The following is a 12969-nucleotide window of genomic DNA, read 5'->3' as shown; positions in this document are numbered from 1 at the left end:
GTGCGACCCGACTCGCGGTTCGACGGCGTTGATGCCTGCCCTAGACACCTGACCAGGCGGCTGAAAAGAGACTGTACGGTCACGGAAAAAAGGGCTGGAGAAACTAGTTGACGACCTAACGATTCCGCGCTATTTATTTAAAAAAATTATTTCAATGTGTAATTTGAAATTATTTTTGAAATGCCTAAGAGCGAATAAAATAATGAAAAAAACGCCTTTTATCGCATGGTCAATGTCTCGGAGCTGTCAGCGCTCCGTGAACCTCTCAGCTGCCCAAGCGTTCAGTGCATGTGTGTGGTGGTTGCCATGAATCAGGCCCTGGCAACCTCGCAAGTCTGGACCGACGGCAAGCGCCACCTGTGGTGGCTGGGCATCATGCCTCTCGCAACTCCGTTACTGTCCGGCGCCCTGGCGATCGGCACCGGCGTGCAGCAACTCTGGTGGGTCGGCGTGCTGGTGATCTTCGGCTTGATCCCCTTGATCGATGGCCTGCTCGGCGAAGACGTCAGCAACCCACCTGAATCGGCCGTCAGCAACCTCGAATCCCAAAGCTACTACCGCTGGATCGTCTACACCGGCGTGCTGTTTGTGATCGCCTCGGTGGTCATCACCGGCTGGCTGGCCGCTGGCGGCATCGACTGGATCATCAACGGCGGACTGCTGCACGCCACTGCCGCGCTGGAACCCTCAAGCTGGCTTTCAAGGACCGCAGCATTCATCACCGCCCGTACCGAGCTGCACGGTGACATCAGTGTGTTCACCTACCTGGGCATGGCGATGTCCACCGGAGCCGCCACCGGCATCGCAATCAACACCGCCCATGAACTGGGGCACAAGCCCAAGCCCCTGGAAGTGTTCCTGGCCAAGGTTACCCTGGCGCCGACGTTCTACGGGCACTTCTACACCGAACACAACCGCGGCCATCACGTCCGTGTGGCCACCCCGGAAGACCCGGCCAGCTCGCGGTTGGGCGAGAGTTTCTGGGCATTCCTGCCGCGCTCGGTGTGGTTCAGCGCCATGTCGGCCTGGAACCTGGAACGCGAACGCCTGCGCAAACTCGGCCTGCCGGCCCTGCACTGGAAAAACGCCGTACTCAGCGCCTGGATGTACAGCGTGGTGTTGTGGGGCGCGATGATTGCCTGGCTGGGCGCGGCGGTGATTCCGTTCCTGATCATCCAGGGTATCTACGGATTCTCGTTGCTGGAAGTGGTGAACTACGTCGAACACTACGGCCTCAAGCGCCAGAAGTTGCCCAACGGTCGTTATGAACGCTGCTCGCCGCGCCACTCGTGGAACAGTAATCGGATTGTCACCAATATCTTTCTGTTCCAACTTCAGCGGCACTCCGATCATCATGCCAACCCGACGCGCAGTTATCAGTCGTTGCGCCACTTCGATGAATCACCGCAACTTCCCTATGGTTACGCGAGCATGATTGTCTGGGCCTATGTGCCGTACTTGTGGCGGCGGCGCATGGATCATCGTGTACTCAATCACTATGCCGGGGATATCACCTTGACCAATCTTCAACCGTCACAACGCTTGAAGTACTTGGAAAAATACAGCGGCAATGCCAAGCCGTTTTGATGTGAATTAAACAGTATGGGCGAACTCGGGATCTGTGAATCGCGCAGGTTCTTATCGCCCAGATATTTAGCGAAAGAACCTGGTTTGACCCTACAACAATAATTTAAAGGGAAGGACGTACACCATGCAAAGCCCTGCCAAGTTCACCACACATATCCTGTTGGCTGCGATAGGCCTGATTGTCTATCACCAGGCCCAGGCAGCCCGGATCGAACCCGCCGGCAGTGCCTTCACTGCCCAGGGGCCTATCAGTTTTTCCAAAGGCAAGCTGATCAGCGCCGACTGCACCATCAAGGTGGCAGGCAAGGTCGCGGCCGATGGTTCATCGGTAAATGTCGACCAAGTCGAATTCGACGGTGGTCTCAAGTGCAGCCGCGTTGAAGCAATCAACCTGCCCTGGGTGCTGGTCGCCAAAGATACCAAAAGTGGCTCGATGTCGAAGATCAGTGTGGACGTGCATGCCTTTGGCCTGGGCGGCAAGTGTGGGCCTTCGACGGCCGACGGTACGTGGGATAACGCCACCGGCAAGTTGGAAGCTGCCGATGTTCCTATTGGCGAAGACTGCAAGATCAAGACGGTGTCGATCAAGATGCCGGCCAACTTCAAAGTTGTCGAATAAAGCGTTTCGACTGTTACAGCGGTAGATGCATTGAAATTTGGCTGGAAAGGGAAGTTCTGCAGTTTCACCGTGACCTCTCGATCATGGCCATTACCCCTGGCGAAATGAATCGCCATAACATGTGAGGAAAAACAATGAAAAGCTTGAAAACTCTCGTGTCGTTGACTGCTCTGGCTGTTTGCATGGGTGCCGCTTCGATGGCCAGTGCGGCCACCATCACTCCAGATGGTCCGTTCTCTACCAGTGCTGGCACGATCGTGGTGAAGTCGCCGTCGTCCTTCGGGGCCGCTGTGACCTGCGGCATTACCTTCACGGGTAATGTCAGTGGCGGTGTAGCGTCGATCAATGGCGCAACGCTGACAGGTGGCGGCCTGTGTGCGCTGCCGACGCTGACTAATATCCCGTGGGTTCTGACTGCAAGCTCGCCAACTGTCGGTACCGTGACCAATGTCGGTTACAAGATCTCTTCGATTCCGGCTACCAACTGCGGCCCTACCACGATTGCCGTGGCCTGGAATGCGGGTTCCAAGAAACTGACCGCTGCTAATCAGTCGCTGAGTGGCAACTGCACCGTTGTTTCCCTGGATGTGACCGCGCCAACGTTGACTGTCCAATAGTCGCGCCACTTCGTAAGGGTTGATCGCCCGTAAAGGCAGGGGTCTCCAAGGAGGCTCCTGCTGACGGAGCGGAAGGTCGAGGGAACTGACTATGGGTAGTTTGTTGCGGCGGGTGGCAAGTACCTTGCTGCTCTGCCTGTAACCCGTTGTGGCCCAAATCAGATTTACGCAAGTTGGAATTACGTGACCCATCAATTAACTGTGTTTAATCAAGCCTTATCAGGTAATTGCACGCTGGAACGAATGGAACTCACTTTTCCGACGCGCTCGATAGCGAATTGAAATGACAGGGCTCGCTGGGATAAGTCGCTGCGATAATAATAGGGGTAATACATGAATAATAAAAAACAACACACCCGCACTTTACTCGGTTTGGCATTGGTAGGCGGACTGATAAGCACTGGCCCGGTACAGGCAGGTGGCTTCTCGACGCCGACCTACGGCGCGCCCGGTTGGGGTCGTGCGTTTGGTGGCGGCTCACTGTTTAAGAACGACCCCAGTGCTGCTTACAACAATCCGGCAGCCATGGCATTTATTGACTCGACCATCGCGCAACAGACTGTCGATTATGCCCGGGTCAAGATCAAATACTCGGGTCAGGCGTATGACCACAATGGTAATCCAGTGACCAATACGCCGGTATTGGACGACCAGGGCAGTATGGGCGATCCCACCCTCAACACCAATAATGGCGGGCAAGGCGGTTTCACCGCATGGCTGCCAACCGGTTTCCTGGTGATTCCAATCGGCGACCGTTTTGCTTTTGGCTTGAGCCAGGTCGTGCCCCAAGGCATGAAAACGACTTGGAACGAAGACTCAAAGCTGCGCGATTTTGCGGTCGACACCAAAATCGAGACCGTTGGCCTGACAGGTTCGTTGTCGTTCAAGGTCAATGATGAATTTTCGGTCGGTGGCGGTGCTATCGTCCAGCGCAGCCAGGGCTTCGTCAGCCAGAACATTGACTTGTTGGCTGCAGCGGATGTCTCTCCAGGCTTAGGAGGCACCGGTTTTCCTACAGGCGTAGGGCATTCTTTGATGCGCGTAAAAGTCGACAACATCTCTGTCGGCTGGTTTGGCGGTGTGGTATGGAAGCCGACGGCGCAAGACACGTTGGGCTTGAACTATCACGCCAAAATCAAAAACAAGATGACCGGTAAATACGACGTCTACACGGATGCTATCGGCCGTAACGCGATGACCAATCCTATCGGTCCGAACGGCGAAACGCTGGTTGAAATGGCTTATCCAGGTCTTAAGCTTTTCCCGGACGGCGCGCACGCCAGTACGCAATTGGATATTCCGGCTACTGCGGCGATTGACTGGGTCCACCAGTTCAATGATCGCTGGACATTGGGTGTAAGCGCCCAATGGACTGAATGGTCTTCGTTCAAAGACCTGACGCTCAAGTCGCAAGGTTCAACCATTGTTGCCATTCCCTACAACTACAAGAACGCCTGGATGACCTCAATCGGTGGCGACTATAAAGCCACCGACGAGCTGACCCTGCGCGCGGGTGTAGCGTATGACCAGACCCCTACGCGTAACTCCACCCGTGACCCTCGGATCCCCGACGGTGACCGCTACTTCCTGGCGTTTGGTGCTGGTTATGACATCAAAGCTGTGCCTGGTTTGTCAGTGGATGCCGCGTATTCGCATCAGTTCGTCCAGAAGGTCAACCTGAAGACCAAGAACGTCGATCGTCTCGGCGCGGCTCAACTGGACGGCAAGGCTGAATCTTCAGGTGACGTGGTCAGCCTGTCGGCGACTTATAAGTTTTAAGGCACTCAGCGCTACTGAAGGCCCTACCGAGACGGTTCTGCGACCTGCGTTGTTTGCTCTTCTATCAGGCTGACACGATCAGCCTGATTTTTTTCGGCAAAGCGTTAAATAAAAATTTCAAAACAAAATTTGAATTTGTGATTTGAAGTTTGTAGTGTGGCTTTACGCCCTGAATCAAGTAGAGGTACTCCCCATGCTTATCTGGTTATTGGTGGGTTTCGCAGCAGCGATTGCCCTGGCGTATCGACAAGCCGCAGCTGCCCTGTGGTTGGGCACCGGCATCATCTGGCTGGCACTGGGTTATCTGTTCAACGCGGTGGGTGGCCTGGGCCTTACCGTCGCCGCCGTGCTGGTGGTGTTGCCGGCCTTGGTGCTGTCGATCAAGCCCCTGCGCCGCGCCCTGCTGACCAGCAGGGCTCTGGGCCTGTTTCGTACGATCATGCCGGCAATGTCTGATACCGAGCGTGCGGCCATCGAGTCCGGCACTGTGTGGTGGGATGCCGAGCTGTTCAGCGGCAAACCCAACTGGCAGCGCCTGCTGCAAGCTGCGCCGGCCAGCCTGAGTGCCGAGGAGCAAGCCTTCCTCGACAACGAGGTGGAAAACCTGTGCGACATCGCCAATGACTGGGAAACCACCCAGGTCTGGCAAGACATGTCCCCCGAATGCTGGCAGTACACCAAGGATGCCGGGTTCCTCGGCATGATCATTCCCAAGCAGTACGGCGGTAAAGGTTTCTCCCACTACGCCCACTCCCAGGTGGTGATGAAGCTGTCGACCCGCTGCTCGGCGGCGGCGATTTCGGTGATGGTGCCCAACTCCCTGGGCCCGGCCGAGCTGTTGCTGCATTACGGCACCGACGCCCAGCGCAATTACTACCTGCCGCGCCTGGCCCGGGGCGAAGACATTCCGTGTTTTGCCCTGACCAGCCCTTATGCCGGCTCCGATGCGGGTGCGATCCCAGACCTTGGCATCGTTTGCAAAGGCCTGCACGAAGGCGAGCAAGTGCTGGGTTTCAAAGTGACCTGGGACAAGCGCTACATCACTCTCGGCCCGATTGCCACGGTGCTGGGCCTGGCGTTCCGCGCCGAAGACCCGGACGGCTTGCTCGGTGCGCCAGGTTCCTTGGGCATTACCTGCGCGCTGATCCCCACGTCCCACCCGGGTGTGAACAGCGGTCGTCGTCACTGGCCGTTGAACGCGGTGTTCCAGAACGGTCCTACCACCGGTAAGGACGTTTTCATTCCGTTGGAATGGGTGATCGGCGGCCGCGAGCAAATTGGCAACGGCTGGCGCATGTTGATGGAATGCCTGGCGGCGGGACGGGCGATTTCCCTGCCATCGGCGAACGTCGGCCTGGGTAAAGTCGCGGTGCGTGGTACCACCGCCTACGCGGCGATGCGCAAGCAGTTCGGCCTGCCCATCGGTAAGTTCGAAGGGGTGCAGGCACCGTTGGCGCGCATGGCCGGGCATTTGTATGCCTGCGATGCGGTGCGCAAGGTGTCGGTGGCGTCCCTGGATGCCGGTGAGAAACCGTCGGTGATCTCGGCCATCGCCAAGTACCACGTCACTGAGCGTGCGCGGATCATCGTCAACGACGGCATGGACATCGTCGCCGGCAAAGGCATCTGCATGGGGCCCAATAACTTCCTTGCCCGTGCCTACCAGCAAAGCCCCATCGCCATTACGGTGGAAGGCGCCAACATCATGACCCGCTGCCTGATCATCTTTGGCCAGGGCCTGATCCGTTGCCATCCTTACGTGTTTCGTGAGATGGAAGCGGCGCGCAACCCGGACCGGCGCAAGGCGCTGGAAGACTTCGACAGTGCGATGTTTGGCCATGTGAGTTTTGTACTGGCCAACACCGTGCGCGCAGTGGTGCATGCCCTGACCGGCGGGCGGCTGATTTCGGCACCGGCCAAGACCGACCCGGCGCTGGCGTCCTACTACCGTCAGGCCAATCGGCTGTCGGTGGTGCTGGCATTGATCTCGGACATTTCCATGGGCGTGTTGGGCGGTGCCCTCAAGCGTAAGGAAAGTATCACCGGGCGCCTGGGAGATATCCTCTCGCAGCTGTACATCCTGTCCTGCGTGCTCAAGCGTTTCGAGGACGATAGCCAGCCCCAGGCCGACTTGCCGCTGGTGCATTGGGCGGCCCAGGATGCATTGCTGCGTGCCCATGAAGCCTTGGCCGAAGTGCTCGACAACTACCCCTCGAAACCCGCTGCGGCGGTGATGCGGGGCTTGAGTTTCCCGTTGGGCATTCCACTGCGCAAACCCTCGGATCGGCTGTTGGCCCAGGTGGCGGATGTGGTGCAGACCCCAGGGGAAACCCGCGATCGTTTGCTGGCCAATTCCTACATCCCGCGCCCGGAAATCGACAAGCTGGCCTATGGCGAACTGGGTTTCCGTCTGTTGCCCCAAGTGGAATTGATCGAGGCCCGGCTCAAGCCCGCCATCAAGCAAGGCCTGCTCGAGCCGCTGCCGATCTCGGCCATGGCTTTCACCGTCTGGCGCGTCAAGGCGCGGGCGCTGGACTTGATCAGCGATGACGAAGACACCTTGCTGGCGCGCTATGTGGAATATGCCGACCACGGCATCCAGGTGGACGACTTTCCCCAGGATTTTGGCTTGTTGGAGGCCTTGCAGCAGCGCAAGCAGGCGTTGGAGCCGACCGCCAAGCGTCGCAGCAATCAAAGCGAAAACGCCCCGGTCAACTAAGAAAAACGCGGTGCAAATGTGGGAGGGGGCTTGCCCCCGATAGCGGTGTGTCAGCCCAAGCAGATTTACCTGATAGACCGCCATCGGGGGCAAGCCCCCTCCCACATGTTTGACCGGGTTTACAAGGCAGGATTCGTGTTGTGAGTGGAACCCTCTATGAGTGACAACTACCTTTCATTCGTCAATTCCTCCTGGGGCCGTCGCCTGGCCCAGGCTGTCGGCCTGCCACAGCCTTTGGCGCTGCAACGCCATCGCAGCGGCCAGGCCGGGCTGGCCAACCCGGTGATCATCGCCGGGGCAGGGCGCCTGGTGGCATCGGTGCAGCGCATCTTCAGCGCCACCGACACCGTTGCCGCCACCCCGGCGACCCTCAAGGCACCGTCCACCGTCAAGGTGCAAGGCGCGGTGTTCGATGCCAGTGACATCGCCGATCTGCAACAGCTGGATAAGCTCTACGTGTTCTTCCATGCCAACGCCAAGCGCCTCGGCCAACATGGCCGGGTAGTGGTACTCGGCACCGCGCCGGAACATTGCAAGGACCTGCCCCAGGCCGTCGCCCAGCGCGCTCTTGAAGGCTTGGTGCGTTCGCTGGCCAAGGAACTGCGCCGGGCGATCACCGTGCAGTTGCTCTATGTGGCGCCGGGTGCCGAGGAGGCATTGGACAGTAGCCTGCGCTTCTTCCTGTCGCGCCGTTCGGCCTATGTATCGGGGCAGGTGGTGCGCCTGCAAACACCGGTCGATGGCAACACTGGCGTCAATTGGGACAAACCCTTCGCCGGTCGACGTGCCTTGGTCACCGGCGCCTCCCGGGGCATCGGCCTGGCCATCGCCCAGGTGCTGGCGCGGGACGGCGCCCATGTGGTGTGCGTGGATGTGCCCCAGGCCCGGGACGCGTTGCAGCAGGCCGCCGCCGGTGTCGCAGGTTCGGCCTTGCCCCTGGACATCACTGCCGCCGACACCGCCGCGCTGTTGCAAGCCCACGTCAGCCAATACGGTGCCTTCGATGTGGTGGTACACAATGCCGGTATCACCCGTGACAAGACCATCGCCAAGATGACCGAAGCCGCCTGGCGCAGTGTATTGGCAGTCAACCTCGAGGCACCGTTGCAGCTCAGTGAGGCCTTGCTCGACAGCCAGGGCTTGAACCCGGGTGGGCGCATCGTGTGTGTGTCGTCGATTTCCGGTATCGCCGGCAACCTCGGGCAAAGCAACTACGCCACCTCCAAGGCCGGGGTGATCGGCCTGGTGCAGGGCCTGGCGCCGCGTGCAGCGGCTCGCCAGGTCACGGTAAATGCGGTGGCCCCCGGGTTTATCGAAACCCAGATGACCGCAAAAATCCCGCTGATGATCCGCGAAGCGGGGCGACGCATGAACTCGTTGTCCCAGGGTGGGCAGCCGATTGACGTGGCCGAGACCATCGCCTGGCTGGCCCATCCCGCGTCCGGCGGGGTCAATGGCCAGGTGGTGCGGGTGTGTGGCCAAAGCCTGTTGGGAGCCTGAGCCGATGGAGTACATAACGCAGATTATCGACCCAGCGCCATCACGCGCGCAGCTGTTGCTCGATGGCATGCGCGCCTTGCGCAAGCCCAAGCTCGACGGCGCGCCGTCGTTGCCCGCGGCGCGGCTGGTACGTTGCGCAGTAGAGCTTTCGCCCGCGGGCATCGCCGCTTACGCCCGGGCCTGTGGCTTTCGGCGTGAACAGGGCGTGCCACTGTCCTACCCCCATGTGTTGGCATTCCCACTGCATTTGATGCTGCTGACCCGGCCAAGCTTCCCGTACCCGGCCAGCGGCATGGTGCACCTGGCCAATCGCATTCGCCAGCACCAGCGCCTGCACGAGGGCCAGGCGCTGCGCCTGGAGGTGTATTGCGAGCGCTGGGTCGCCCATCCAAAGGGGCAGGCGCTGAGTATCGCCACCCGCGCCTACGGTGCTGACGCCCTGGTGTGGGAAAGCGACAGCCTGTACCTGCGTCGGGACGTCGACAACCCCGTGGGTGAGCCCTGGAGTGATCCTTTGCCGCTGCAGGAAGACGGTTTGTTGCGCACCCAACGCTGGGTCTTGCCGGCCGACCTGGGGCGACGTTTTGCCAAGGTCTCGGGGGACTTCAATCCGATTCACACCTCGGTCATCGGCGCCAGGCTCTTCGGTTTTCGGCGTGCCATCGCCCATGGCATGTGGACCCTGGGCCGCGCATTGGCGGCGCAACAACCGCCCGGTGGCCTGGACCAGGCCCAGGCCCATTGCGACTTCAAGTTGCCGATCTTCCTGCCCGGCCAGGTCGCCCTGTGGAACCACCCGGTGACCGGCCCGCGGCGTGAGTTCGAAGTGCGCAATTTTGCTGGGGACAAACCCCATATGCGCGGGCTATTCATTTGGAAAGAGAGCCAGGCATGAGTGACTACAGCTTCAACCCGGCCCCGACCCGCCGCGTGGCGATCATCGGCGGCAACCGCATCCCGTTTGCCCGCTCCAACACGGTGTACGCCCATGACAGCAACCAGGATTTATTGGTTGCCGCCCTGCAAGGCCTGGTGGACCGCTACAACCTGCACGGCCAGCGCCTGGGCGAGTTTGCCGCCGGGGCGGTGATCAAGCATTCGCGGGATTTCAACCTGGCCCGTGAGTCTTTATTGTCCACCACGCTGTCGCCGCAAACCCCGGCCTATGATGTGCAACAAGCCTGCGGCACCGGGCTTGAAGCCGCGCTGTTGGTGGCGAATAAAATCGCCCTCGGCCAGATCGAAGTCGGCATTGCCGGTGGCGCCGACACCACCTCCGATGCGCCTATCGGTATCAACGAAACCTTGCGCCATACCTTGCTTGCTGCCAATCGGGCCAAGGGCATGGGCGACAAGCTCAAGACCTTGCTGAAAGTGCGTCCATCGATGTTCTTCAAACCATTATTGCCGCGTAACGGCGAGCCGCGCACCGGCTTGTCCATGGGCGAGCACTGCGAGGAAATGGCCAAGCGCTGGCAAATCAAACGCCTGGCCCAGGACGAGCTGACCCTTACCAGCCACCAGCGCCTGAATGCGGCCTATAAACGCGGCTTCTTCGACGACCTGATCAGCCCCCATCGTGGCCTGGCCCGGGACAACAACCTGCGCGCCGATATCAGCCTGGAAAAACTCGCGGGCCTGTCGCCGGCATTCGACCGGCACAACGGCACGCTCACCGCCGGCAACTCCACGCCGCTGACCGACGGCGCTTCGGTGGTGCTGCTCGCCAATGAAGAATGGGCCAGCGCCAACGGCTGGCCGGTGCTGGCTTATTTGCGCACGGGTGAGACGGCGGCGGTGAATTTTGTCGACGGCACCGAGGGCCTGCTGATGGCGCCCGCGTACGCCGTACCGCGCATGCTTGAGCGCGAGGGCTTGAGTTTTGCCGACTTTGATTTATTCGAGATCCACGAAGCCTTTGCCGCCCAGGTGCTGTGTACGCTCAAGGCCTGGGAAGACCCCGAGTATTGCCGCGAGCGCCTGGGCTTGGACGCTCCCCTGGGCGCCATCGACCGCAGCAAGATGAACGTCAACGGCGGCTCACTGGGCTGCGGCCACCCCTTTGCCGCCACCGGTGGCCGGCAACTGGCGGCACTGGCCAAGGCGATCCATGAGCGCGGTGGTGGTCGCGGCCTGATCTCGATCTGTGCAGCGGGCGGGTTGGGCATCACCGCCATCGTCGAAAAATAATGCTGTCAAAAACAACAATAAGGACACTGCCATGAACGCTATCAGCCTGGAACACAGCGAACGTATCTGGTTGAACGCTTACCTGCCCGGCGTTCCGGCCGACATCGATACCGGGATCGAGGACTACCCGTCATTGCGCGAAGTGTTCCTGGAGCATCTGGAAAAATTCCGCGAGCGAGTCGCCTACGTCAGCATCGGCACCGAAATGACTTACGCCGACTGGCAGGTTCAGGGCATTGCATTTGCGGCCTGGCTGCAGGGCCAGGGTGTGAAGAAGGGCGACCGCGTGGCGCTGATGATGCCTAACTGCTTGCAGTATCCGATCTGCCTGTTGGGTACGATCCTGGCCGGGGCAGTGGTGGTCAACGTCAACCCGTTGTACACCGCCCATGAACTCAAGCATCTGCTCAAGGACAGCGGCGCAGAGACCGTGGTGATCTTCGAAAATTTCGCCCATACCCTGGAAAAAGCCATGGCAGGCAGCAGCGTCAAGCGGGTGGTGGTGGCGGCTATTGGCGACTTGCTGGGCGCCTTGAAGGGCGCGGCGATGAACTTCATCCTGCGCCGTGTGCAGAAACAGGTGCCAGCCTTCAAGTTGCCCGGCGCGCTGCGTTTCAATCAGGTGATGAAACAGGGCAGGGCGCTGACCCATCTACCGGTCAGCCTGGACCGCGATGAACTGGCCTTCCTGCAGTACACCGGCGGCACCACCGGCGATGCCAAGGGGGTGATGCTCAGCCATCGCAATATCATCGCCAATCTATTGCAAGCCAAGGCCTGGGTCGGCGACCAACTGGACCAGCACAAGCAGGAAACCAACGTGACCCTGCTGCCGCTGTATCACATCTTTTCCCTGACGGTGAACTGCCTGATGTTCATGTGCCTGGGCGGGCGCAATATCCTGATCGCCAACCCGCGGGACGTGAAGCGTGTGCAGATGATCCTGCGCAAAGAGCGCTTCAACGGGATTGCCGGGGTCAACACGTTGTTCAACGGCTTGCTGGAGAACAAGGGCTTCTGCGCTAGGGACTTTTCTGACCTGCGCCTGGTGATCGCCGGTGGCATGGCCACCCACACCGCTGTGGCCAAGCGCTGGAAAGAAGTCACTGGGCTGCCGATCGTCGAAGGTTACGGGCTGACCGAATGTTCGCCGGTGGTGAGCATCAGCCCCATCGATATTTCACGCATGCGCGAGATGGAATTCACCGGCAGCATCGGCGTACCGTTGCCATCGACCTGGGTGCGCTTTGTTCGCGAAGATGGCGAGCTGGCGGATATCGGCGAGCAAGGCGAACTGCAAGTACGCGGCCCGCAAGTGATGCAGGGCTACTGGCAGCGCCCGAAGGAAACCGCCGAGGTGCTGGACGCCGAGGGCTGGCTGTCCACCGGTGATATCGGGGTGATGGACGCCCGCGGCTATATCCGCCTGGTGGACCGCAAGAAGGACATGATTCTGGTCTCGGGTTTCAACGTGTACCCCAATGAAATCGAGGATGTGGTGGCGATGCACCCGGGTGTCGGTGAAGTGGCGGCCATTGGCGTGGAAGATGCGGTGACGGGAGAGAAGGTCAAGATCATCGTGGTGCGCAAGGACCCGAACCTGACGCAGGAGCAGATTCTTGCACATTGCCGGGAATACCTGACGGGGTACAAACTGCCCAAGTATGTGGAGTTCCGCACGACGGAATTGCCCAAGACCACTGTCGGAAAGGTACTACGCCGAGCCTTGCGCTGACTTTAACCCAATGGTGACCCAAATGTGGGAGGGAGCTTGCTCCCGATAGCGGTGGGTCAGCCAACATCAATGTTTGCTGGGCTGACGTCTTCGCGGGCAAGCCCCCTTGTGTCTTGAGCCAGGATTAGACTGAGGGTGAGAGCGGTGAGTAGCAAGCTGAATGCCCCGAGTGCTTAAAGCACGTGTGGGAGCCCACGCTGCTACTCACCCCTCCGCTCTGGAC

The 12969-nt window shown here is 59.9% G+C and carries 9 protein-coding genes; all 9 read left to right on the top strand.

Translation table 11 applies throughout. The features are described 5' to 3' along the window. The first annotated feature begins 306 nt into the window (after positions 1-306). Entirely contained in the window at positions 307-1587 is a 1281-nt protein-coding gene (locus TU73_RS24230) for an alkane 1-monooxygenase (protein ID WP_057014369.1), read from the top strand. Positions 1588-1711: 124 nt separating this feature from the next. After that, on the top strand, positions 1712-2206 hold the full coding sequence (gene praA, locus TU73_RS24225; protein ID WP_057014317.1) for an alkane oxidation protein activator PraA: 495 nt from the start codon (positions 1712-1714) through the stop codon (positions 2204-2206). 134 nt (positions 2207-2340) lie between these two features. Continuing rightward, positions 2341-2823 (top strand): alkane oxidation protein activator PraB, encoded by a 483-nt coding sequence (praB, locus tag TU73_RS24220; RefSeq protein ID WP_057014316.1) that lies wholly within the window; start codon positions 2341-2343, stop codon positions 2821-2823. Between the two features lie 333 nt (positions 2824-3156). Further along, positions 3157-4602 carry an outer membrane protein transport protein gene (locus TU73_RS24215; RefSeq protein ID WP_057014315.1) on the top strand — a complete coding sequence of 482 codons (1446 nt, stop codon included), beginning with the start codon at positions 3157-3159 and terminating at the stop codon, positions 4600-4602. A 193-nt stretch (positions 4603-4795) separates the two neighbouring features. Next, complete coding sequence (locus TU73_RS24210; RefSeq protein WP_057014314.1) at positions 4796-7321, top strand: acyl-CoA dehydrogenase; 2526 nt, start codon at positions 4796-4798, stop codon at positions 7319-7321. Between the two features lie 156 nt (positions 7322-7477). Beyond that, positions 7478-8821: a 3-oxoacyl-ACP reductase gene (locus TU73_RS24205; RefSeq protein ID WP_057014313.1), complete on the top strand. Its 1344-nt coding sequence runs from the start codon at positions 7478-7480 to the stop codon at positions 8819-8821. A 4-nt stretch (positions 8822-8825) separates the two neighbouring features. After that, a complete protein-coding gene (locus TU73_RS24200) occupies positions 8826-9716 on the top strand; it encodes a MaoC/PaaZ C-terminal domain-containing protein (RefSeq protein WP_057014312.1) in 891 nt (296 codons plus the stop codon). Continuing rightward, positions 9713-11011 carry an acetyl-CoA C-acetyltransferase gene (locus TU73_RS24195; protein WP_057014311.1) on the top strand — a complete coding sequence of 433 codons (1299 nt, stop codon included), beginning with the start codon at positions 9713-9715 and terminating at the stop codon, positions 11009-11011. Before TU73_RS24200 ends, TU73_RS24195 begins: the two co-directional genes overlap by 4 nt. A 31-nt stretch (positions 11012-11042) precedes the next feature. Further along, positions 11043-12746, top strand: coding sequence for an AMP-binding protein (locus TU73_RS24190; protein WP_057014310.1), 1704 nt, complete (start codon positions 11043-11045; stop codon positions 12744-12746). Positions 12747-12969 lie beyond the last annotated feature (223 nt).

Origin of the sequence: Pseudomonas libanensis, from assembly GCF_001439685.1 — a bacterium.
GTDB classification, from domain to species: domain Bacteria; phylum Pseudomonadota; class Gammaproteobacteria; order Pseudomonadales; family Pseudomonadaceae; genus Aquipseudomonas; species Aquipseudomonas libanensis.
The sequence above is the reverse complement of the archived record's forward strand: the minus strand, read 5'-3'. Positions and strand labels throughout refer to the sequence as shown.

What these genes read in the sequence shown, in the direction of transcription:
- TU73_RS24230 (WP_057014369.1), top strand. Translation starts at nt 307, where the DNA reads ATGAATCAGGCCCTGGCAACCTCGCAAGTCTGGACCGACGGCAAGCGC.
- praA (WP_057014317.1), top strand. Translation starts at nt 1,712, where the DNA reads ATGCAAAGCCCTGCCAAGTTCACCACACATATCCTGTTGGCTGCGATA.
- praB (WP_057014316.1), top strand. Translation starts at nt 2,341, where the DNA reads ATGAAAAGCTTGAAAACTCTCGTGTCGTTGACTGCTCTGGCTGTTTGC.
- TU73_RS24215 (WP_057014315.1), top strand. Translation starts at nt 3,157, where the DNA reads ATGAATAATAAAAAACAACACACCCGCACTTTACTCGGTTTGGCATTG.
- TU73_RS24210 (WP_057014314.1), top strand. Translation starts at nt 4,796, where the DNA reads ATGCTTATCTGGTTATTGGTGGGTTTCGCAGCAGCGATTGCCCTGGCG.
- TU73_RS24205 (WP_057014313.1), top strand. Translation starts at nt 7,478, where the DNA reads ATGAGTGACAACTACCTTTCATTCGTCAATTCCTCCTGGGGCCGTCGC.
- TU73_RS24200 (WP_057014312.1), top strand. Translation starts at nt 8,826, where the DNA reads ATGGAGTACATAACGCAGATTATCGACCCAGCGCCATCACGCGCGCAG.
- TU73_RS24195 (WP_057014311.1), top strand. Translation starts at nt 9,713, where the DNA reads ATGAGTGACTACAGCTTCAACCCGGCCCCGACCCGCCGCGTGGCGATC.
- TU73_RS24190 (WP_057014310.1), top strand. Translation starts at nt 11,043, where the DNA reads ATGAACGCTATCAGCCTGGAACACAGCGAACGTATCTGGTTGAACGCT.